The organism is Tsukamurella sputi (genome assembly GCF_007858445.1).
Taxonomy (GTDB): Bacteria; Actinomycetota; Actinomycetes; order Mycobacteriales; family Mycobacteriaceae; genus Tsukamurella; species Tsukamurella sputi.
Map to the genome: position 1 here is coordinate 37,668 of NZ_VIGV01000006.1, position 21,918 is coordinate 59,585.

General features: G+C 71.7%; 21 protein-coding genes. 10 read left to right on the forward strand and 11 right to left on the reverse strand.

From position 1 onward, the window contains the following. Positions 1–221: 221 nt before the first annotated feature. Complete coding sequence (locus FK268_RS17485; protein WP_146436381.1) at positions 222–776, reverse strand: FAS1-like dehydratase domain-containing protein; 555 nt, start codon at positions 774–776, stop codon at positions 222–224. A gap of 161 nt (positions 777–937) precedes the next feature. Between FK268_RS17485 and FK268_RS17490 the strand changes: the two genes are divergently transcribed. The 3 genes from FK268_RS17490 to FK268_RS17500 all read left to right on the forward strand — a co-directional run bounded on the left by FK268_RS17490 (position 938) and on the right by FK268_RS17500 (position 3,464). Further along, positions 938–1,900, forward strand: a complete 963-nt coding sequence (locus FK268_RS17490; RefSeq protein WP_146436383.1) for a cyclopropane mycolic acid synthase family methyltransferase — start codon at positions 938–940, stop codon at positions 1,898–1,900. Between the two features lie 140 nt (positions 1,901–2,040). Next, complete coding sequence (locus tag FK268_RS17495) at positions 2,041–2,982, forward strand: SDR family NAD(P)-dependent oxidoreductase (RefSeq protein ID WP_146436584.1); 942 nt, start codon at positions 2,041–2,043, stop codon at positions 2,980–2,982. Between the two features lie 47 nt (positions 2,983–3,029). Continuing rightward, positions 3,030–3,464 (forward strand): SRPBCC family protein, encoded by a 435-nt coding sequence (locus FK268_RS17500; protein WP_146436385.1) that lies wholly within the window; start codon positions 3,030–3,032, stop codon positions 3,462–3,464. Positions 3,465–3,487: 23 nt separating this feature from the next. Here FK268_RS17500 and FK268_RS17505 read toward each other — a convergent pair whose 3' ends face one another. Further along, the gene (locus FK268_RS17505) at positions 3,488–4,312 is read right to left on the reverse strand and encodes an SDR family NAD(P)-dependent oxidoreductase (RefSeq protein ID WP_146436387.1); all 825 of its coding nucleotides are present in this window, start codon (positions 4,310–4,312) and stop codon (positions 3,488–3,490) included. A 49-nt stretch (positions 4,313–4,361) separates the two neighbouring features. Further along, entirely contained in the window at positions 4,362–4,604 is a 243-nt protein-coding gene (locus FK268_RS17510; RefSeq protein WP_146436389.1) for a hypothetical protein, read from the reverse strand. A gap of 203 nt (positions 4,605–4,807) precedes the next feature. Here FK268_RS17510 and FK268_RS17515 point away from each other — a divergent pair, with 203 nt between their 5' ends. After that, positions 4,808–5,395 (forward strand): TetR/AcrR family transcriptional regulator, encoded by a 588-nt coding sequence (locus FK268_RS17515; RefSeq protein WP_158636138.1) that lies wholly within the window; start codon positions 4,808–4,810, stop codon positions 5,393–5,395. A gap of 7 nt (positions 5,396–5,402) precedes the next feature. Here the strand turns inward: FK268_RS17515 and FK268_RS17520 are convergent, their stop codons facing one another. After that, the gene (locus tag FK268_RS17520; RefSeq protein WP_231707130.1) at positions 5,403–6,383 is read right to left on the reverse strand and encodes an alpha/beta hydrolase; all 981 of its coding nucleotides are present in this window, start codon (positions 6,381–6,383) and stop codon (positions 5,403–5,405) included. 422 nt (positions 6,384–6,805) lie between these two features. Between FK268_RS17520 and FK268_RS17525 the strand changes: the two genes are divergently transcribed. After that, positions 6,806–7,075: a hypothetical protein gene (locus FK268_RS17525; RefSeq protein ID WP_146436395.1), complete on the forward strand. Its 270-nt coding sequence runs from the start codon at positions 6,806–6,808 to the stop codon at positions 7,073–7,075. A 98-nt stretch (positions 7,076–7,173) separates the two neighbouring features. After that, positions 7,174–8,085, forward strand: a complete 912-nt coding sequence (locus FK268_RS17530) for a metal-dependent hydrolase (protein WP_146436397.1) — start codon at positions 7,174–7,176, stop codon at positions 8,083–8,085. 38 nt (positions 8,086–8,123) lie between these two features. On the opposite strand, the gene FK268_RS17535 is transcribed toward FK268_RS17530, so the two are convergent. From FK268_RS17535 to FK268_RS17545, 3 genes are all read right to left on the reverse strand, one after another. Beyond that, the gene (locus FK268_RS17535) at positions 8,124–9,227 is read right to left on the reverse strand and encodes a GGDEF domain-containing protein (protein WP_146436399.1); all 1,104 of its coding nucleotides are present in this window, start codon (positions 9,225–9,227) and stop codon (positions 8,124–8,126) included. 66 nt (positions 9,228–9,293) lie between these two features. Beyond that, the gene (locus FK268_RS17540; RefSeq protein WP_193560300.1) at positions 9,294–10,916 is read right to left on the reverse strand and encodes a hypothetical protein; all 1,623 of its coding nucleotides are present in this window, start codon (positions 10,914–10,916) and stop codon (positions 9,294–9,296) included. Next, entirely contained in the window at positions 10,913–11,956 is a 1,044-nt protein-coding gene (locus tag FK268_RS17545; RefSeq protein ID WP_146436401.1) for a hypothetical protein, read from the reverse strand. Before FK268_RS17545 ends, FK268_RS17540 begins: the two co-directional genes overlap by 4 nt. A gap of 107 nt (positions 11,957–12,063) precedes the next feature. Here FK268_RS17545 and FK268_RS17550 point away from each other — a divergent pair, with 107 nt between their 5' ends. Continuing rightward, on the forward strand, positions 12,064–12,936 hold the full coding sequence (locus FK268_RS17550; RefSeq protein WP_146436403.1) for a WecB/TagA/CpsF family glycosyltransferase: 873 nt from the start codon (positions 12,064–12,066) through the stop codon (positions 12,934–12,936). On the opposite strand, the gene FK268_RS17555 is transcribed toward FK268_RS17550, so the two are convergent. Then, positions 12,896–13,939, reverse strand: coding sequence for a glycosyltransferase family 4 protein (locus FK268_RS17555; protein WP_146436405.1), 1,044 nt, complete (start codon positions 13,937–13,939; stop codon positions 12,896–12,898). The genes FK268_RS17550 and FK268_RS17555 overlap by 41 nt on opposite strands. 92 nt (positions 13,940–14,031) lie before the next feature. On the opposite strand from FK268_RS17555, the gene FK268_RS17560 reads away from it, so the two are divergent. Genes FK268_RS17560 through FK268_RS17570 form a run of 3 tightly spaced genes read left to right on the forward strand, consistent with a single transcriptional unit; the run spans position 14,032 to position 18,445 of the window. Further along, the gene (locus FK268_RS17560; RefSeq protein WP_146436407.1) at positions 14,032–15,432 is read left to right on the forward strand and encodes a flippase; all 1,401 of its coding nucleotides are present in this window, start codon (positions 14,032–14,034) and stop codon (positions 15,430–15,432) included. After that, positions 15,429–17,411 carry a glycosyltransferase gene (locus tag FK268_RS17565; protein WP_146436408.1) on the forward strand — a complete coding sequence of 661 codons (1,983 nt, stop codon included), beginning with the start codon at positions 15,429–15,431 and terminating at the stop codon, positions 17,409–17,411. The genes FK268_RS17560 and FK268_RS17565 overlap by 4 nt, the downstream gene beginning before the upstream one ends. Before the next feature lie 8 nt (positions 17,412–17,419). Continuing rightward, positions 17,420–18,445 (forward strand): glycosyltransferase, encoded by a 1,026-nt coding sequence (locus FK268_RS17570; protein ID WP_146436587.1) that lies wholly within the window; start codon positions 17,420–17,422, stop codon positions 18,443–18,445. On the opposite strand, the gene FK268_RS17575 is transcribed toward FK268_RS17570, so the two are convergent. From FK268_RS17575 to FK268_RS17585, 3 genes are read right to left on the reverse strand one after another with little or no spacing between them, the layout of a single operon-like run. Then, complete coding sequence (locus FK268_RS17575) at positions 18,414–19,481, reverse strand: glycosyltransferase family 4 protein (RefSeq protein WP_146436410.1); 1,068 nt, start codon at positions 19,479–19,481, stop codon at positions 18,414–18,416. The genes FK268_RS17570 and FK268_RS17575 overlap by 32 nt on opposite strands. After that, complete coding sequence (locus tag FK268_RS17580; protein WP_146436412.1) at positions 19,478–20,818, reverse strand: glutamate-1-semialdehyde 2,1-aminomutase; 1,341 nt, start codon at positions 20,816–20,818, stop codon at positions 19,478–19,480. The genes FK268_RS17575 and FK268_RS17580 overlap by 4 nt, the downstream gene beginning before the upstream one ends. Continuing rightward, positions 20,815–21,918, reverse strand: coding sequence for a methyltransferase domain-containing protein (locus FK268_RS17585; protein WP_146436414.1), 1,104 nt, complete (start codon positions 21,916–21,918; stop codon positions 20,815–20,817). Before FK268_RS17585 ends, FK268_RS17580 begins: the two co-directional genes overlap by 4 nt.

The following is a 21,918-nucleotide window of genomic DNA, read 5'->3' on the forward strand; positions in this document are numbered from 1 at the left end:
CGATACAACGTCGAAGGGCTCCCCGGAACCCGCCTAGTGCATCGGGATCCACTCAATCCCCACGCCGTCACCGACATCCGGTGGCTAGCCAGGCCCCGGAGATGGCCGAGGCTGGACAACGTAGCGAGAGAACCGCAGCGCTCTGACCTGGTAGGGGGCGCGATCGGGTTGGGCCGCCGCACGGCTGTCATCGGACGACGTCGACGGGTGGTGCAACTGATTCAGCGTGCGCCGGCGGTGTAGGCGTTGCTGTCCGACGGTCCGGTTCCGGTGAGCATGATGTCGTCCGCCACCGCGTCGAGGTCGACGGCCGGGCCGGCGGTCGCGGAGTGGGCGATGGTGAGGACCGCGGCCAGTCGCGGGGTGTCGTCGGCGTAGGCGGTGGTGTCGATGGTGATGATGTCCGTTCCCGCCTTGACGACGTGCGACGCCAGGCGCGCTCCGATGCTGATCCGCTGACCGATGCGCAGTGCGCTCAACGCGGTGAACTGCTGTGCTGCGTGAACGATGCGGGAGAGATTGCAGTTCGGGATCGCCCGGCTGACGAGGGCGGACGCGGCGTCGAACATGGGGGCGGCGAGCAGCGTGACCGGCACGGGGCTGTCCGGGTCGAGGATGCCGCGTTCGGCATAGGCGATATGGGGGTCGCGCGTCGCCCGGGCGAACGCCCTGACGGTTTCGGAACTGATCTCGTACGCGTCGGGGAACCAGAGGTCCCAATCGCCGCCGTGGGGGGCGTCCGCAGCATCCTGCTGCCGGCTGTTCGGTGAGGGCACGAATCGTTTGTACTAGAGATTTCCGGCACCTGTCGCCGGTCGGAATTCATGTACACCGAAATCTAATTCGTGGCACTGCGGGGCGGCGTGGCCTGCATTACTTTCCCACCTGAAGGTCGTGTGAAACACGCGATCCATCGGCTGCCGAACGAAAGGCCACCATGCCTGAGCTGAACCCCCACTTCGAGGATGTGCAGGCCCACTACGACCTGTCGGACGACTTCTTCCGACTGTTCCTCGATCCGACGCAGACGTACTCGTGCGCCTACTTCGAGCGCGAGGAGATGACCCTGGAGGAGGCTCAGCTGGCGAAGGTCGACCTGTCCCTCGGCAAGCTCGGTCTCGTACCGGGGCAGACTCTGCTCGATGTCGGGTGTGGCTGGGGAACGACCCTGGTCCGTGCTGTTGAGAAGTACGACGTCAACGTCGTGGGCCTGACGCTGTCGAAGAACCAGTACGAGTCGGTCAGCCGTCGACTGGCGGGCCTGAAGTCCGATCGCTCCGCGGAGGTACGGCTGCAGGGGTGGGAGGAGTTCGACGCGCCGGTCGACGCGATCGTCAGCATCGGAGCTTTCGAGCATTTCACCCACGAGCGGCATCTCGCCTTTTTCGACCGCGCCTTCGACATTCTCCCCGACGGCGGCAGGGCGATGATCCACACGATCATGACCTTCGGAATGGACACTTTCCGGGGTGATAGCAAGGTCACCCGCGCCGATTTCGACTTCTTCCGCTTCATCCGCACCGAGATCTTCCCGGGCGGTGAGCTCCCCATCACGAAGTATTTCCCACTTCTTGCCGAAATGGGCGGATTCGACGTCGTCCAGGTGCAGAGCCTGCAACCGCACTACGCGAAGACCCTCGACATCTGGGCGGCGAACCTCGAGGCTGCGCGCGAGCAAGCGCTCAAGATTCACCCACAGGCCGTGTACGACACGTACATCAAGTACCTGACCGGTTGCGCGGACGCGTTCCGACGCGGTCTGATCGACGTCCGGCAGCACACTCTGGTGAAGCCGGAGCAGGGTGGACGACACCGTTCGCTCGAGGAGGTGCTGGCGTTGCACCCGGAGGTCGACTCCGCCGCCGGAACAACCGCCGCACGGTTCATTCCGTCGCGTTAGCGACGCCCCAGGGCCACTGTGGTGGCCGAACGACCGCAGGCACCCCCTGATTCGGTCCCATCCGCATCGCCCTCTGCGCCGAATACCTCATGTCCGGGTAGATCGACGAGGGAGTTCTGGTGATCGACAGACAGGCGGGGATGCTCGACGCGGTCCTGGACCGGTCCATCGTGTTCGGCTATTCGAACGTGGGCTACGCGCTCCGCAGGGCTCGGTGGCGGACGGCCGATCCGCGCCCCGGATCGCTGGCCGGGCGCTCGGTCGTCGTCACGGGAGCCACGTCGGGCATCGGGGCTGCGATCGCCGAACAGGTCGTGGGCCTGGGGGCGAGGGTGGTGATCACGGGGCGCGACGGTGCCCGTGCCGATGCGGTGCGTGCCAGAATCCTCCGGAGTCATCCGGAGAGCGTCGTCGCGGTCGAACTGGGCGACGTCTCGGATCTCGATGCGGTTCCCGATCTGGCGCGGCGGCTCGCCGTCCATGGTGTCGACGTGATCGTGCACAACGCCGGTGTGATGCCGCCGCAGTGGACCGCGGCCACCAACGGTCACGAACTCTCCCTCGCCACGCACGTCCTCGGACCGATCCTCCTGACGGACCTGCTGGTGCCTCAGCTGGCTGTCAGCGAGGACGCCCGCGTGATCTTCATGTCGTCGGGCGGGATGTACACGGCCGAGCTTCCGGTGGACGATCTCGGCTACCGCGCCGGCCGGTATCGGGGAGCCACCGCGTACGCGCGGAGCAAGTGCGTCCAGGTGGCGATGGTGCCGATCCTGGCGCGCCGGTGGGCGTCGGCGGACGTCACCGTGGCGGGAATGCACCCCGGCTGGGTGGCCACCCCCGGTGTCGCCGACTCCCTGCCGGGCTTCACCAAGCTGGCCGGACCCCTGCTGCGGAACGCGGACCAGGGCGCGGACACGGCCGTCTGGCTGGCGGCGACCGAACCGAAGCCCGAGAACGGACGTTTCTGGCACGACCGCGCCCCGCGGCCCGAGCGCTACCTGCGACGCACCGAGTTCACCGAGAGCGATCGCGCCGCTGTCTGGCGTCGGGTGTGCTCCTTCGCGGGGATCGCACCCTAGCCAAGAGCTGTTCTCGCACCACCTCACCAATCCGGAAGGCACACAGCGTGATCACCAAGCAGCACACCGTCCACACGTCGGCGCCCGCGCCCACCGTCTTCACCTACCTGGCCGACTTCACCCACGCGCAGGAGTGGGACCCCAACGCCATCGAGGTCCGGCGCCTCACGGGCGACGGCGGAGTGGGCTCGACCTACCGGGTCACGAGTAGGTTCGCCGGCGCCCGGACCGATCTCGATTACGAGCTGACCGATGCCGAGCCGTCGTCGCTGATCCGGCTGCGGGGGCACAAGAGCTCGCTCACCGCGGTGGACACGATCACGATCGCACCCACGGAATCCGGCAGCGCCGTCACCTACGCGGTCGAGTTCACCTTCCACGGCGTCTTCCGCTTCCTCGAGCCCGTCTTCACCCTGGCGGTGAACAAACTCTTCGCCGACGGGGCCAAGGGGCTGTCGGCGGCCCTGGAGAAGCTTGCCTGATCCGGCGCTGTCCGGCGGTCCGGTCAGCCGACGATCCACGGGTCGGTGACGGCGAGGACGCGTCGCCCGTCGCTGTCGGCCAGCGATACCTCGACAAAGGCCTTGGCGGTGTCAGAGGTCTGGATCCGGAACGGGATGTCCGGGGCGGTGGCGGCGTCCGCGATCGCTTCGCCGGCGCTGCTCGCCGACTGTGCCGCCGCGAACGATGTCGACGTGCGGGCGACGTAGGCGTCGAGGAGCGCGCTGTACGGCCCGGCATCGTCGGGCCGGTCGACGTTGGCGACGAACTCGCTCGCGACCGCTCCGGGTTCGATCACCCCGACGTGGACGCCGAAGGTCGCCGCGACCACCGCCAAGGACTGCATGAACCCCTCGACCGCGAACTTCGCGCCACAGTACGCGTCGGCGAAGGGCTGGCCGACCACACCGCCGACGCTCGTGACCGTGAGGATCCGGCCGTGTCGCCGCTCCCGCATGGCGGGCAGGACCGACTTCGTCAGATTCACCGGCGCCAGGTAGTTCACGTCCAGCTGCGCCTGGATCTGCTCCAGCGACAGCTGTTCCGCGGTGGCCACCATGCCGCGGCCGGCGTTGTTGATCAGAACGTCGATCTGCCCGTGATCGGCGGTCACATCCGACACCAGCTGCGCCGCGGCGGGGTGGTCGACCACGTCGAGTTCCCGGACGTCGAGATCGACGCCCGCGTCCGCGGCCAGTGCCCGCAGCGCGTCGGCGCGCGCGAAGTCCCGCACCGTCGCGACGACGGTGCGTCCGCGACGAGCGAGCTCGACTGCGGCGTGCATGCCCATGCCGGACGAGGTTCCGGTGATCAGAACGACTTCGGTCATCGTGTCTCTCTTTCGCGACGGCGGTGGAACTCGGCTCAACACCCGGGTCTTAGCGCAGGCTCAGCGGCCGGAACTCGGCGCGGACGGCGCGCGTGGCCGACATCGAGTACCGCACGCGCCACGTGGTGGTGTGATCGGCGTTCGCACACGAGTCGGTCACGCGCATCGAGACCGCGTCCCCGCCGGCCACCGATCCGCGATCGCGCAGTACGTGCTCGGCGTACTCGAGCACCAGCTCGTCGGGCCACCCCGTCGGCACCGTCACGTAGGCCGAGCGTTCCGTGTTGCTCACTCGCAGAACGATAGGGCCGTACTGCGTCGCGCGCGACCATGAGCACTGCTCAACGGTGCTACGGCTGTGGTATTGCACACGCCCCGCTCGCCCCCTGTCCCATCCGAGTGGGGCGCGGCTCCGAATGACTGGTGACAATGTTTCCTACCGAGGAGGCGTCGCACCGTATGAGCACCACGGGCCGCCAAGGCAGACCTGCGCGGATGAGCCGCGACAAGATCGTCGAGATGGCGATCGAGATCGTGACCCAGGAGGGCTACTCGAACCTCTCGATGCGCTATCTGGCCGATCGACTGGGCACGAGCACCATGGGCATCTACTACTACTTCGCCTCGAAGAACGAGCTGCTCGGCTTCCTGTTCAGCCTTCCCGACGGCGCCCTCGACGACCGCGTAGCCGATTCGCAGGATCCGTTCGAGCGCGTGGTGCGGACGTCGGAGGCGGTGGCACGGTTCCTCGAACTCCACTCGTGGGCGCTCGCGGGGGTGCTGGACGGTCACGTCGGGATCGAGCAGCTCACGCGTAACCACGGGCGGATCCTGACGGAGAGCGTTCGCGATCTCGGTTTCGACGACCGTGAAGCCGCGGAGACCGTGCGCGGGATCTGGCGGATCGTGCTCGGTGAATCCGTGATGCGTTCATCGCCGAGGCCCGCCGTCGTCGGCGCGCGCGACAGGAGCCGAGTGAGTGGCCGGGCCGGGGGCTCGACGATGCCCTCCGTGGCCGAGACGGTCGAGAGCTATCTGGCGGGCCGGCTCGCTCGGGTGCACCGGCGACTCCCCAGCGGGTGAGTCCTCCTCACACCGGTGATCCGACGCCCCGCCCGACCGCCCGGATGGCTGCGGTGGTGAAGGCCCGCATCGGCGTGGTGCGGGCGGCGAACAGGTCCGCCGCGTGGTACATCCCTGGTTCGACGACGAGTTCCACCGGCACTCCGGCGGCCTCCAACCGGCGCGCATAGTCCACGTCCTCGTCGTGGAAGAGATCGAGATCGCCGACCCCGATCCACGCGGGCGGCAGCCCGGCAAGATCCGTCCGCCGCGCGGGGGCGGAGTAGGCGGGCACCTCCCGGGTCGCGTGCCCGGCACCGAGATAGGCGTCCCACGCGAAGGCGTTCGAGCGGCGGGTCCACGCCAGGGCGCCGCGGTGGTCGGCGGGGCGCGCGGTGGTGCGGTCGTCGAGCATGGGGTAGACCAGCAGCTGGAACGCGACGGGGACGCCCTCGTCGACGGCGCGCTGGACGATTCCGGCGGCGAGTCCACCCCCGGCGCTCGCCCCGCCGACCGCGACGCGTGCCGGGTCCACTCCGAGTTCCGGCGCGCAGTCGTGCAGCCAGCGCAGCGCGGCGAAGCAGTCCTCGTGCGCGGCGGGGAACGGGTGCTCGGGTGCCAGCCGGTACCGCGCGTTGACCACCACGACGCCGTTGTCGCGCGCGATCCGGATGCACCGTCGGTGGTCGATCTCGGGGGAGCCGATGATCGTCCCGCCGCCGTGGATCCACAGCAGCGCACCACCGTTCGGCGTCGCCGGCGTGTAGACGTAGACGTCCTGCCCGCCGTCGACGGTCTCGCGGCGCACGGTCACGCCACCGCCGGAGGGTGCGGCGGCCGGTGGCGGCGGTACCGCGCGGATCGCCCTGAGCGTGAGCGGCCCCATCGAGGGCATCAGCGCGACGGCGGGATGTCGCAGACCGGGAGCGACCGCGCGCAGCGCGCGGACCCTCCGCGCTGCGACTCCGGCCGCCGCCAGTACGGGTAGCGCCAGCCAACGGGGTTTCATCGGCATCCGTTCCTTCGGTCGACGGGGATCGCGAGAGTACGACCCGGACATCACGGATCATCGCGCATTCCGGCACCGTCGTGGCCGTCCTGACGGGAATGAGGACGGTTGCCGGGCGGAAAAGGAACCGTCGGCGCACGGAGCGCCGGCGGCGACGCGATCGCATTCAGCGCGTAACAGCCATCGGGGAAGTCGCACTATATCGGGCGGAAAGACCGGATTTCTCGAGCCGCTGGTGCATGCATCGATCGGCTGCTCTTGGATGTGTTTATTCTTCTCGCGAAGATCACAAACATGATTGCCGTCAGTGGCTGTCGGATGTGGTCATCGTCGTTCCGTCGAGAAGCCGGCGGGGAGCACAGCGAACCGTCGGATCGGGCACCACCCGGCCGCGAGCAGCCCCTACGGAAGGCACGAATCCTATGAGCACGTCGCGCACCGACAGCACCACGGACTCCGAGACCGCCGAGACCGCTCCCGAGGTCGGGGCGACGGTCGTCGCCTTCGCCGGCACGGATCGCGAGGCCTCCGGCCGGATCGTCGACGACTTCGGGGAGTTCACCCCCGTCGCCACGGAGTACGACGGCGAGCGCATCGCCGAGCCCGCCCGACGGTGGGCCGTGCTCACCGAAGCCGGTGAGCTGGTCTTCGCCGACTCCGACGACCTCACCGTCGGCGACGCCGCCGAGTGATAGAAATCAACGCTTGACATATCACTGAGGGCGCACCAGACTTCGGAACCAGTTCCTACATCAATGTACGAATCGTTCCGACAGGTTGGAGCCGAGCAATGGTGTCCCTCAGTGACAGGTCGTCGACGCCGAGAGCCGGCGCGGAACCCGTCGGCGTGGAGATCCACGCCCGCAACGTCGAATTCGACTGGGACGACGTTCCCCTCGAATGGATCCCCGGCGAGCCCGTGGCCAGCGACATCGTCAGCTCGGTGCTCCACGCCGTGCTTCCCGAGGGGGAGCGCTGGTTCTGCGAGGTCTACACCGAGGCGCTGCCGTACGTGAAGGACGAGGACCTCGCCCGGACGATGCGCGGCTTCATCGGCCAGGAGGCGATGCACGCCGAATCGCACGACCGCGCCCTCGCGGAGTACCTGGAGCGCTGCGGGATCGACACGGCCCCCATGGCCCGGCAGGCCGAGTACATCTTCCGCAAGATCCTCGCGCCCAGGACCTATCGCTCCGACCGCGCGCAGTACAACGACATGGTGCAGCGCCTGTGGCTCATCGCGGCCGTCGAGCACTACACCGCCATCCTCGGTGTCTTCGCCCTCAACAACGCCTGGGACGAGTACAACGTCGACCCGACGATGGCCGACATCTGTCGCTGGCACGGCGCCGAGGAGGTCGAGCACCGTTCCGTCGCGCACGACGTGGCGAACTACTTCGATCCGAGCTACCTGCACCGCGTGCGCGCGATGCTCACGGTGGTCTTCTTCCTCGGGCTCACGCTGCACCGGTCGTCGGGTTTCCTGCTCCGCAAGGATCCGAACTTCAGCTACTCGTACCCGCGCCTGTGGTGGGAGTACCTCAAGGCCTCGCACAAGAACCTGCTGCCCAAGATCCGGCACGTCATCAAGTACACGCTGCTCTACTTCAAGCCGAGCTTCGATCCCGCGTCGATCGGTTCCACCGCACAGGCCGTGGCCTACCTCGCCACCTCGCCCGCCGCTCGCGCCGCGCAGGCCTGAGCCGCTCGATGCGGGCCCGACGGTGGCGCACCGTCGGGTCAGGAGGCGAGGACGACGGCGTCCCGGGTCCGCTTCGCGGTGTACATCGCCCGGTCGGCATCCTCGATCAGGGCCTCGAGCAGCGCGACGTCGACGTCCGGGTGCTCGTCGACGCCGACGCCGATGCTCGCGGTCACCGCGGTCCCACCCGACGGCGGCAGGGCCGCGACGGCGCGGCGGATCCGTTCGCCCAGGTCGAGGCATTCCTGTGTGCTCCGCCCGACGACCAGCAGCGCGAACTCGTCGCCCCCGAGGCGCGCGACGATGGCGTCGTCGGCGGCGCCCTCCACGCGCAGGATGCGGGCGACCCGCACGAGGACGTCGTCGCCGGCGGAGTGCCCCTGCCCGTCGTTGATCTCCTTGAAATGGTCCAGGTCGAGTACGAGGACTCCCACGTGGGCGGCCGACGGGGCGCGCCGCATCGCCCACGTCGTCCAGCGGGTGTTGAGACCCCGGCGGTTGGGGATGCCGGTCAGGGCATCGGTGCCGGCTTCGGCGGTGTCGAGCCAGGAGAAGGACATGCCGAACTGCATCGTCGCGGGCACGCCGATGGTGGCGCCGGCGAGGATCGCGGTGGCGAGCAGGGCCATGAACACCCCGTGCTCCGCGGCGATCGGCGGTGCCGAGGCGCCGATCGCGGCCGCGATCAGGACCATGCTCAGCACGAAGGCGCGGGTGGAGAGGATAAGTGCGCCGAAGGTGGCGATCATGGCGAGGCTGGCGATGCCGAGGGCGGCGCCGACGGGGTCGGTCTGCGCGGAGGTCGCGCCGTAGATCGCGATGATCGACGAGGCCACGAAGAGACCTGCCTCGCGCGCGCCCGGGATCGGGCCGACCTGCCAGCGCACGGCCCAGAACCACGCGACCGCCGCGCAGATGGTCAGGCGTACGGCGAGGGGGGCGGTCAGGGGCTCGATGTTCGTCATCAGACCGATCGACATCAGCCCGAGTAGGAAGGCGCAGACGGTGACCACCACGCGGACCAGGCCCAGCAGCGACCGGTTGCGCAGGTACGCGATCCGCTCGTCGTACGTGGGCCCGCCGTACCACCACTCGGAGACGAGGGTGGGCAGTGCGGCGAGGAGGTCCGGGCGGGCGTTCATGGTGCTGTCAGGTTATCGGTCGCGGGACGGGAGCGGGGTCGCGGATCCCGTTGTCGAGAACACCATTCAGGTCACCTCGAACCATCCCGCGGAGTATCCGCCGTCGTCGCCCCGCCCGGTCATCGCGAGCTGCATCGGCGGCACGGACACCGGGTGCGTACCCTGCGGCTTGCGCTCGTCCCACGCCACGATCACGCGCAGCATGTACCGACCGGGCTTGAGGGCCGGCAGGTCGACGGTGTCCGTCGTCTCCGACACCGGCGGGGCGGCATCGAGGTCGTGGTACGGCGTCGTCGAGACCATGGACCGCAGGTCGGGGGCACCGTCGAGCTGTGCGACCCGTCGGCCCGACTCGGTGAGCACCTCGTAGGAGACCTTCCACCGGTCGTAGGTGGGAGCGGATCCGCGGTTGGTCCAGCGCACGGAGGCGCGGAGCCCCGAACCGCCCGCGGCGACCTCGACGCGCTCCGCGGCGTACCGGTATCCGGCGTACACGGTCGCCCGCCGCCACAGCGCGTACTGTTCGTCGGTCATGCGCTCGGGCCGGCTCTGTGCGGGGAAGCCGGTGCTGGAGACCAGCGAGACGTGTCCGTTCACCACATCCCGCAGGCCGCGGCGGTAGTAGTCGAGCACGGTGCCGCCGGAGAGGAGCTGCGGCGGCCACTCCGTGATCACCGGCGCACCACGGAAGCGTTCGGCCAGCACGCCGATCAGCGGATCGCGGTTCTTGACGTACTCCGACCAGCGGTTCTCCGCCCACGTCGGCAGGATCGGCAGGGCGCCGAGCGAGTCCGACCGGACGCCGACGGGCCTGCGCAGCCCCTGCAGGTCCGGGCTGTCCCGCAGTAGTAGCCCGGCGATCGCCGGATTGCCCATGGTCGAGACGATCTGGGTGTTCGGGAAGGCGCGCAGCGTCGCACTGACCAATCGCTGCGCGGATCCGTAGGTGAGGTACTGGTCGCGGTACTGGCTGTAGTAGCCGAGCTGGGCACGACTGGCCTCGGGCGACGGTGCCGCCACCTTCAGGGTGTCGCGTGCGAAGGCCACGTGGTTCTCGCTGAAATCGCCGTAGCCCGACATCTCGTACATCGCCACGCGCTCGTCGCGGTCGTAGCGACGGCCCAGCGCCGTGATCAGCTCGGTGAACCGGTCGAGGTAGGCGGCGCTGTTCCATTCGGGCAGGACGTAGTGCACGCCGTCGGCGGTCCGGGTGGTGGTCGCTCCGGGCACGGACCGCAGCCAGTCGGGCACCATCGCCACGGTCTGGCCGGCGGTGGTCGTATCGCAGCAGGAGTCGAAGGCGGTGATCCGGAAGCCGAAGCGGCGTCCCTGCTTCGCGGCGGCGGCGATCGCCCGGTCCAGCTGGGTGAAGTCGTACCGCGCGGTGTCGGGCGCGGTGGGCGGCACGGTGGACGGGTCCTTGGGCTGCAGCGTGCGCCACGGGATCCGGACGCTCTCGAAGCGGGTTCCCGGCCACGACGGGCGGTCCCGGTTCGGTTCGCTGGCCTGGGGGAACAGACCCGTCCCGATGTTCTCGTACTGCCCGCGCATCGGGTTGACCAGGTCGGGCTCGTCGAAGCCGACGGGGCCGGGCTCGGGCGGGGGAGCCGTGCACCCGGTGAGGACGGCGAGCGCGAGCACCAGGGCGAGGACGCGCCGCGGCATCGCGGCGGCGCGGGCGGGGATCACCCCGAGGTGCCGACGCGGCGCGTGTCCCCGTCGTCGTCGCTGTCGCCGTCGATCGCGGGAAGCGGGAACTCCGATGCCTCCGAGACCGCCTCCACGTGGTCGCGCCACCGCGTCATCGCGCGCTGCTGGGCACTGCCGAGCGGACGTGCGGGCCGGGGAGCAGCCGGACGCGCGGACTCCTCGCCCTCCTCGCCGGACGTGCGGGCGATCTCGAGCCGCACCGCGCGCGCGGGGGCGTCCGCTGCCGCGGCGGCGTCCGCTGCCGCGGCGGGTTCGACGGGAGCCGCCGGTGCCGTGGGGGCGGCCGGCGCGGGTGTGCCGGCGGGTGCCGTGTCGGTGCGGTCCGTCGTGGCGATACCGCTGAGCGGGTTCGTGGCGGGGTCCTCGGCCTCCGCGGCCGCGCGGCGCCTGCGGCGGGTGTCGAGGCCGGCGGCGACGAGCAGACTGACGAGTAGGCCGGCCAACCCGGCGCCGAGTGCGAGGCCGCCCGCGTTGCTCATCGCGTTGCTGCCGATCTGGGTCCCGTCCTGCGGTTCCGTGGTGGTGCGCAGTTCGGCGTAGACGTTGGGGGCGACCCCGGCGTCCTTCTGGATGGTGTGCAGCTGATCGCGCATGAACGTGATCAGCGCCGCTGCGCCGGCCTTCGCGGCCTCCGGGCTGCCCGCCGGCATGGTGATCGTGATCTGCGGCGAGAGCTGCGAGTAGCTCGAATCGCCGGCGACGGAGGCGATCGTGTAGTGCGGCGACGCCCCGGTCTGTGCGACCAGGTCGCGGGCCTGGACGGACTGAGCCGAACTCGCCAGCACCCAGGCCAGCTGCGTGGTGCTGCCCGACAGGTTGGTGAACGGATTGAGCATCGCATCGGATGCGCCGGGCACGGACGGGATGGACGGCGGGATCACCAATACAGCCGCCTGCGTCTCGTACTGCACCGTGGCCGAGCGGTATCCCACGAGCCCACCGGCGAGTGCGCAGCCGAGCACGACCACGATGACCAGCGGCTTCGTGAGCACCCAGCGGAGGAACGCAGCGACATTCATCCGGTCAATCCCCGTTTCGTCTTGCGAAGGCGCGGGTCTCACGCACAACGTAGTGATCTGTGGAGTTGCATTCACAGCAATCTGTAGATTCATCTTACTATGAAGTGGTGAGCATCTTGAACCGTCTCGAATCGGGCACCCGGGACGCACGCGCCGAGTCGTCTCCCGGAGGGCAGGGCGGCCTGCGCACACGCAGCGCGATGCTGCTCGACGGTGCCCCGGTGGTCTGTGCGACCGGTGCTGACGTGCTCGCGCGGATCTCGCTGCGGATCGCGCAGGGCGGCGCGCGTCCGCTCGCGGTCTGTTCGGTGAACGTCGACCACCTGCACCATTTCGGACACGGACGCCGCGCCCTCGGTCGCGACGTCGAATGGCTCGCGGTGGCCGACGGTGCGCCGGTCGCCGGCCGGGGTGCGATGCTCGCGCGGCATCCCTGGCCCCGCGTGACCGGCGCGGACCTGTTGCCCGCGGTGATCGCCGCGGCGGCCGAGAATCGGTGGCGGATCGGCTTCGTCGGGGGCACGCCCGCGATGCACGCCCGGCTCGCGCCGGTCCTCGCCGAGCAGTACCCGGGACTGGATGTGGCCGGGTACTGGGCGCCCGAACGGTCCGAGCTCGACGATCCGGCGGCATCGCGACGGCTCGGGGCCGAGATCCGTGCCGCAGCCCCGACGGTGCTCGTCGTCGGGCTCGGAAAGCCGCGGCAGGAGCAGTGGATCGACGAGGTCGGGCCCGTCACCGGCGCCCAGGTCCTACTGCCTTTCGGCGCCGCCGCGGACTTCCTCGCCGGAACCGTCTCGCGCGCACCGGAGGCCTGGCAGAGGGTCGGCGCGGAGTGGCTCTACCGGCTCCTGCAGGAGCCGCGGCGCCTCGGCCGGCGGTACCTGGTGCAGGGGCCGCGTGCGGCGCTGCGGCTGCGCCGCGCCCGGATCGGCCAGGTCACATGGCCCGAAGCAGCTCGGCCAGGTGAGCTGCCATGACCCTCGTCGTGAACCGTTCCCGCGCGGCGGCCGCCGCACGGCGCCCCATCTCGATCCGCATGTCCTCGTCGAGGAGCAGTGCGCGGATCGCCGCCGCCATCGCGTCGGCGTCCCCCGCCGGCACCAGTAGTCCCGTCTCGCCGTGCTGAACGTAGTCGGCGACCCCGGGATTGTCGGTGACCACGAGGGGGCGGCCGCTGGCCATCGCCTCCAGCACCACCGTCAGGCCCGAACCGGTGACCGTCGGATGCAGGGCGATCGCCACCACCGCGGCCCGCGCGTACAGCTCGCGGATCCGGCCGTTGAGCCGCTCGGTGTGCACCGTGACCAGGTCGTCGGGGGCGTGCACGGGCAGGCTGGAGGCGAGCTCGAGCGTGGTCTCCGGCACCGTCCGGCGCACCTGCTCGACGGCCGCGACCAGCGTCGCGTGATCGCGGAAGCGGTCCTCTCCCGCGCTCATCACGGTGCGGCTCGTCGTCGACGGGTGCTGTTCGGCGTAGAAGTCGGTGTCGATCCCGAGGGGGACGTAATGCAGGCGCTCCGGTGCGACGTTCCACTCCCGCCCGATCACCGGCAGGACCGCGGAGCACTGCGCCCACACGGCCGCGGCGCGGGGGAGCGCGCGGGCGGCGAGGGCGCCGTGCACGCGGCCGGCCGCGGCTCGCGTGGTCAGCCAGCCGATGCCCGCCGCCACCGGTGCGCCGCCGCGCAGCAGCGCGGGTACGCCCGTCCGCTCGTCGTAGGCGAGCACGGCGTCGGCATCGGAGGTCCTGGGCGCGCCGATGAACTCGTAGCCGTCGGTGCGGTGTCGCACGGACCGCGCCACCCGCTGCACCGTCCGGGACCGGTCCTCGATGCCCGACGAGGCGAAGCGCACGTCGAAGCCGTACTCGGCCAGCTGATGGAGGCCGTACGGTGAACGATCAGGTACCTCCCCGGCGCGATGGCGCGCAGCCCAGTCGGCCGGTGACAGTCCCCCTGCCAGCGGAACCACTAGTCGCATCCGAACCTCCTCACGGCGATGAGATTAACGCCGGGGCCGAACCCTCGTTGCGCGGGCGTGCCTCGGGAGGCCGGATCGCCCGGGCGTTCAGCATGCAGTTCATCGCCCGGATCCTCGGGCTCCTGGCGTCCATCGGCACCGTCGCCGTGACCACCCGCTCGCTCGGGCTCGGCCCGTACGGGCAGCTGTCCGCGGCGATCATGTTCATCGGGCTGTGGAGCAGCCTCACCGAACTCGGCATCGGCGCGGTGATCGTGCGCCGGGTGACGGGCGGCACAGGTGATCTGTCCCGCCTGGTGCGGGTCAACGCCGGCTTCTCGCTGACCTACTGCCTGCCGCTCGGCGCCGCGGCATCGCTCACGGGGTGGCTCGTCTACCGCGACGATCCGCTGGTCGTGGCGATGATCGCGATCATCAGCGGAAGCCTCGTACTCACGACGCTCAGCAGCTGCGTGCAGCCGGTCTTCGTCACGGACGTGCGGTTCGGCGCGGTTGCACTGTCGGACCTCCTCGGTCGCCTGTTGTCCTTCGGCCTGACCTTCGTGCTCGCCCACGTGGGCGCCGACCTGTACTGGTACGCCGTGGTGCAGTTGGTGCCGCCCCTGGTGGTGCTGGTGGTCCAGGGCGGCGTCGCACGCCGGATCGTCGACATCCGGCCGATCTTCTCCGTCCGGGAGAGCTGGGAGCTGGTGCGCGAGAGCCTGCCCCAGACCGGCGTGCTGATCATCGCGGCCCTGTACTGGCGTTCGGACGGCGTGCTGCTGTCGGTGCTGAGCACGAAGGAGGAGACGGGCGCCTACAACCTGGCCTACACGGTGGCCTTCAACGCGACGGTCATCTCCACGGTCTTCCTCGCGTCCACGCTCTCCACCATGACCAATCTCTTCGCCACGGACCGCGCCCGCTTCGCGGACTTCACCGAGCGCAGTATTCAGGTGATGCTGTTCGTCGCGGCGCCCCTGGCGGTGGCGGGTGTCCTGCTCGCGCCGGAACTGGTGCGGCTGCTGGGTTCCGAGGACTTCGTCGCCGCCGGCGGTGGCACGCTGGCCCTCCTCTTCATCGCGGTCGCGATCCGGCTGGTGACCGGAACGCTCAGTCAGGGCCTGTTCGCGGCGCACGACCAGGTCTTCCTCCTCCGGCTCAACATCGTGAGCCTGCTGGTCAACATCGGCGTGAACCTGGTGCTGATCCCGCAGTTCGGCGCGCAGGGCGCGGCCGCGTCACTGGTGGTCAGTGAGCTCTTCGGGCTGGCCGTGGCGACGTGGCGGCTGACGGGCCGCACGCCGTATCGCACGCCGTGGCTGTTCCTGCTGCGCCTGGCGCCGCCCGTCGCCGTCGCCGCCGCGGTGTGCGTCGTGGGCCACTCCCTGCCCGTGCTGCTCACGGGTGCGCTGGCCGCTGTGGCGTATCTGGCCGTGAACCTGCTGCTCGGGCCGGTGCGTCTGCACGACGCCCGCGGCCTGCTCCGCTCCGAGGAAGGTGCCGAGGGATGACCGCCGAACGTGCGCAACTGCAGGGCGGCCTCCGGGCGGCGCCGCCACCGTCGGCGCCGGTTGCACGGGATCTCGCGGTGCTGATCGTGGCCTACCGCGTGCCCGAGGACGTGGGGGCATGCCTGCGCGCCGTCGCCGAGCACCTTCCCGGCGTGCCTGTCCTGGTCTGGGACAACTCGGGCCCCGCCTACCCGGGTATGGACGCCGTGCGCGAGGCGTTCCCCGCCGTCGCCTGGCACGGCGACGGCCGCAACCTGGGCTTCGCTGCCGCGGTCAACCGGCTCGCAGCGCTGGCGCCGGAGCACGATCTGCTGCTGCTCAACCCCGACGCGCTGCTCCGCGGCGACCTCGCCGGCACCCGCGCCGCGCTGGGCCGGCCGGGCGTGGCCGCCGCGGCGCCCGTCGTCGTCGACCCGCACGACGCGGACGGGCGGGGCCGGCCGTGGGACGTCGCGCACCGTCGACGGGGCCTGGTGCGCGGCCTGGTCTCCCGCGCCGGATACGCGGAGGTGCTGCGCCGCACGCCCTTCTCGGATCTCTACCCGGCGCCGCCGGCGCGGGTCGACGGCTACCTGACGGGGGCGTGCCTCGCCATCAGCCGCGACGCCTGGGAGGCGCTCGGCCCGTTCGACGAGGAGTTCTTCCTCTACGGCGAGGAGACCGACTGGCAGCGCCGCGCCCTCGACGCGGGCTGGACGCTGGAGCTGACCGACGATGCGGGCGTGGAGCATTCGGGGCACGGCACGGTGCGCGACGACGCGGTGGCGTGGCGCCGCTCGGCCGATCTGCTGCGCGCGAACATGGCGCTCAACATCGAGCACGCCGCCGGCGCCCGCGCGGCCGGCGCCTTCCTGCTCGGGGACTCGCTGCTGGACCGGGTGCAGCGCAGCAAGCGCGCGAGCCGTGCCTCCGTGCCTCGCGGCGCCCGGCCGAACGTGGTCTTCACGGTGAACCGCCTGGTCTTCGGCGGCGCCGAGCGGCACCACCTGGTGCTGGCGGGGGAGCTGCAGCGCCGCGGCTACGACGTCACCGTCGTCTGCCTGCAGCGCTTCGGTCCGCTCATCGCGGAGGCGCCGCCGGGCGTGCGGGTGGTGCGCCAGCCCTGGTGGGGCCCGCTGCTCGACCTGCCGCCCGGCCCGACAGTGCTGATCAGCGGGGACACGAACACCGAGACCGGCTTCGCGACGCTGTGGCGCGCGGGCCGCCGGGACCGGACGTGGCTGGTGGGCGCGCACATTCCGCCGGAGACCGACGGTCCGACCTACTCGGCGCCGCTCGCCACCGCGATGCGCCGTGCCGACGGTTTCGTCGCCCTCTCGCCCGCGCACCGCGACATCGTCGCGGCCCATCAGGACGTGGCGCGCCGCTTCTTCGTCGCGCCCAACGGCGTCGCGCGACGGTCCGAGCTCGACGGGGTTCCCGCGCGCCGGCCCGTCGGGGCGGTGCCGAAGCTGGTGATGCTCTCGCGGATCGTGGAACACAAGAACCCCCACCTGCTCGTCGAGGCGCTCGCCGGGCTCACCGACTTCGCCTGGGAGCTGGACATCTTCGGCGACGGGCCCGACCGGGAGCGGCTCGAGGCGCTGACCCCGCCGGAGCTCGCCGGGCGGGTGCGCTGGCGCGGCTGGTCGCCCGGGCCCGATCACGCTTTCGCGGACGCCGACCTGGTGTGCGTCCCCAGCGGGTCCGAGGCCTTCCCGATGGTGATCCTCGAGGCGATGGCACGACGGCTCCCGGTGGCCGCGTCCGCGGTCTGCGCCGTTCCGGACATGCTCGACGACGGTGCCGCCGGCGCCCTGGTGCGCGAGGTCACCGTCGAGGACTGGCGGGAGGTCCTGCGCGGCCTGCTGGCACATCCGCACGAGTGGGCGGCGGTCGGCGACAGGGGTTTCGAGCGGATGCGGGAGCACTACACCGTCGAGGCGATGGCCGATGCCTACGAGGCGGCGTTCGCCACGGTCGGGGCGGTGCGGGCGTGACGGGGCGGGTGCTGTGGCTCTCGCCGTGGATGCGGCCGTTGGCCCGCGTCTACTGCGAACAGCTGATCGCGGCGGGCTGGGAGGTGGTGCTGGTGACCTCCGACCGCCACCCCGAGTCCGACGATGCTCGCCCCTACGAATGGGTGCTGGACCCGCGCCCGAAGACGCCCGGCACCTGGCCGGAATTCGCGCGGGCGCTGCGCCGCGCGCGGGCCTTCCGCCCCGACGTGGTGGTGACCGAGATCGTGCGGGACCCGCGGTGGATCGCGCTCGCGGGTACCGCTCCCCGGGTGAATCTGGTCCACGACGACCGCCCGCACGGCGCCGACGAGGAGCTCCCCGGCTGGGAGCGCGCCCTGTTCGGGCGGTGGAACGCCGGCGCCGCTTCCACGGTCGCGTTCAGCAGGTACGTCGCGGGCGAGGTGGGCGCGTCCGCCGTTGCGCCTCTGACCAGCGATCTCGACGAGGCCCTGGTCCCGGCGTTCGTGCCGGCGGCGGACCGTCGGGACTTCCTGGCCGTCGGGCGGCTGTCCGCGTACAAGAACCTCGACGTGACGCTGCGGGCATGGGAGCGGCACGTCGCCGGACCGGGGTGGCGCGGTGACGAACTGGTGCTCATCGGCGACGGTCCGGATCGCGAGCTCGGCACGGCGGTGCGGTGGCGCCGCGGGCCCTACTCGTACGCGGACGTGACCGCGCAGCTCGCGGCGGCGAAGGGGTCGGTGGCGCACTACCGCCGCGCCTCGCAGAGCGGCGTGCAGGTGCTCGCCCTGCAGCTCGGGGTGGTGCCGATCGTCTCGGACCGCGGGGCCCTGCCCGAATTCCAGCCCCCCGGAGAGCATCCGATCGGCGTCGACGACGTGGCCGGGCTCGCGGCGGCTTTCGATGCGCTCGCCGATCCGGAGGCGGCCGCGCGCCGCGGTGCCGTGGCGCGCGAGCATTACGTGCGGACGTGTTCGGCGACGGTGTCCGCCGCCGCCCTGGGCGCCGAGCTGGACCGGGTCAGCGCGCGAGCGAGGTCCACAGCGCGCTGAGCCGCGCGTGCCACGCGGCGATGTCGAAGTCGGCGGCGCGGGCGCGCGCACCGTCGGACATGCGCTGCCGCAGCGCGGGATCCCCGACGAGGCGAGTGAGGGCGTCGGCGAGGGCGGGTACGTCGCCGGGCGGGACGAGTACCCCGTCGACGCCGTCGGTGACGGCCTCGGGGATGCCGCCGACCGGCGTGGTCACCGGCACCAGGCCCGCGGCCATCGCCTCGAGCAGCGCCATCGGCAGGCCCTCGTCGTAGCTGGGCAGGGCGAAGATCTCGGCCTTGGCCAGCAGGGCGTCGCGGTCGTCGGGGCCGAGCCAGCCGTGCACCGTGACCGCCTCCCCGAGCGGCGCCGCGGCGGCGCGCACCTCGGCGACCTCGCCGTCGCCGGCGAGCGTCAGGTGCAGCCGGTCCCGGACCTGCGGCGGGAGTGCCGCGACGGCGGCGACGAGGTCGTAGCTGCCCTTGCGCACGCCCAGCCGGCCGAGCGCCACGGCCTCGACCCGCGCGGGCCCGTCGGTGCCGCGCGACGGGGGGAGTGCCGTGGGCGGAACCGGGTTGTACAGGACCTCCACGCGTGCCGGGTCGAGCCGCAGCGCGGCGGCGTACTCGGCGGCGAGGCCGGTGCCCAGCACGAGCCAGCGGTCGGCGGGCAGTGCCGCGCGCACCAGCGCGCGGACGGGGGCCGGCAGCCGGGCCATCCAGCCGTCGAAGTCGAAGCTGTGCCCGTGCACCACGGCGGGGACGCCGCGCAGGCGCGCCGCCCACAGCAGCGGGGCCTTCCGCAGCACGCTGCCGCCGTGCGAGAGGTGTACGTGCAGCACGTCCGCGTCGCCCCGCACCACGGCGACGGTGCCGCGGGCCATCCCGGCGAGCCCCACCCGCAGGCGTTCGGTCGCGGGCGCGTCGACGTAGGTGGTCAGCAGCCGCACCTCGATGCCCGGATCGTCGATCGCGGCCATGTGCCCGATGACCGTCGCCATCCCGCCGCGGCTCGTCGGCCCGGGCGGCGCGGGGCCGACCACGAGGATCCGGGTCATCGCGCGAGCCGCCGCGGTGCCGCGGTCCGTCGCAGGGCGGGCGCCACGGGTCGCCCCTCCAGCAGGCCGTCGACGGTGCCCGCCTCCAACGCCTTCCGGTACGGGACCAGGGCCCGCGCGACCGCGTCGACGGTGTGGTCGACGTCGGCGTCGGTGTGGGCCGCGGAGATCACGAAGGACTGCCCGAGGACGCCGCGGCGCAGCAGTTCCTGCAGGAACAGGGTCCGGTAGGCCTGCGACGGTGCGCCGTCGGCGTCCCCGGTGGTGAAGACCAGGCACGAGGGCCGGCCGATCGCGCGCACCGCGTCGCCCACCCCCGCGGCCTCGGCGGCGGCGTTGACCCCGTCGGCGAGGCGGCGCCCCGCCCGCTCCATCGCGGCCACCGGATCGCCCTCGCGGTAGGCCCGCGCGACGGCACGGAAGGCGGTGAGCGAGACCGACTCCGGTCCGTGCGTGGTCGAGAGCAGGAAGACGCGGTCGTCGTCGGTGTTCAGGCCGCCGCGCTCCATGAACTCGCGCTTGCCGGCCAGCGCGGAGATCGGGAAGCCGTTGCCCATCGCCTTACCCCAGCACGACAGGTCGGGCGTCACGCCGTACACGGCCTGTGCGCCGTGCGGCGACCATCGGAATCCGGTGATCATCTCGTCCAAGACCAGGAGCGCGCCGTGCTCGTCGCACAGGGCCCGCACGGTCTCGAGGAAGCCCGGCTCGGGTTCCGCGAGCGCGGTGGCCGCCTCGAGGAAGACTGCGGCGATCCGGCCGGGATGCTCGGCGAACCGCGCGCGGAGCGAGTCGGCGTCGTTGTAGCCGAAGCGGACGGTCAGATCGCGGGTGGCGGCGGGGATCCCGGCCGCCATGTCGGTGGCGCCGATGAACCAGTCGTCGGTGGAGAAGAAGGGCTGCTCGCACACCGCCACCAGATCGCGGCCCGTCACCGCGCGCGCCAGGCGCAGCGCCGCGGTGGTCGCGTCGGAGCCGTTCTTGCCGAACTTCACCATCTCGGCGGTGGGCACGAGTTCGAGGAAGTCCTCGGCCGCGGCCAGTTCCGTCGTCGTCGGTCGACTGAAGCTGAGACCGTCGTCGAGGCACGCGCGCACGGCCTCCACCACGGGCGCGTAGCCGTGGCCCAGGGTCACGGCGCGCAGGCCCATGCCGTACTCGACGTACTCGTTGCCGTCGGCGTCCCAGACCCGGGCGCCGTGTCCGCGGGTGAGCACGGGCGGCATGAACTCGGGGTACTGGTCGGCGCCGCGGGCGTAGGTGTGCGCGCCGCCGGGCACCAGGTGGTGGAGGCGGTCCTGCAGCGCGCGGGAGCGGGTGAAGTCGGGTTCGGTCATGGCTGGGTCACCAGTCTTCCGCGGAGGGCGGGCCAGGCCTCGAGCACCTCGTCGTGCAAGTCGGGCAGGGTCAGCAGGACGGGGCCGTCGAGACTCGCGAGGTGCTCCGGCGCGACGATGGGGATGTCGGTGCCCGGCATCCGGCGCCCCTGCTTCGACGGGGAGGCGTCGGCGACGCAGGTCACGAGCGCGCGGTCCAGGCCCGCCAGCGCGAACAGCGCCACGGCGCGGGAGGCGGCGCCGTAGGCCGCGACGGTGCGGCCCGCGGCGGCGTGTCCGACGGCCCACTCCCGCAGGGCGCGGGCCTGGTCGGCGGGCGCGGCCGCGAGCGCGCGCAGGCCCGCCGGCGTACCGAGCCGGGCCTCCGACTCCTCGGCCAGGATCCGCTGGACCACCGGGTCGGCCGCGCCGGCGCCGGGCACGACGTCCGCATCGCCACGGCGTCGCACGGCCAGCAGGACGGTGCCGCCGTAGAGGTCGAACTCGAAGGCGCGGGCGGGTTCCAGGCCCGACGCGGCGAGCAGGTGCAGCAGGGACGTCAGGGTGTAGTAGCCGAAGTGCCCGTGCCGCAGCGCGGTCCACTGCAGCTGCCGGACGATGGCGCCGAGCGGCTGGTACTGCAGCAGCAGAACGCCGCCCGGTGCCAGCGCGGTCGCGCGCTCGGCGAAGGCGGCCCGCTGATCGGGCTCGTGCATGATGCCGAAGCTGTCGAGCACGACATCGGCGGACCCGCTCGTCTCGTCGAAGCCCAGCTCCGCCAGCAACGGCACCCAGGTACCGCCGTGCGGGCTGCCGAACTCGCGCACCGTCGAACCGCGGAGGAGGCCGGCGGCGGCGACGCGGGCCACGGCGTCCGCGGCCTGATCGCGCAGAGCCCGCGGTTCCACGCCGCGCGGCTCGTCGGCCACGGTGTCGTCGTCCGCCAGCTGGGCGAGACCGCACGCCGCGCACAGGTCCATCGCGAGCGGATGCGCCGATTCGGCGGGGTCGACGGGAGCGCCGGCGGGTGGGAAGGCGTCCGCCGCGGGGGCACGGCCCAGGTCGAGCACCCGGGTGAGCTTGGGGGAGCCGCAGCCGCGGCACGTGCGGGCGTGTCTCAT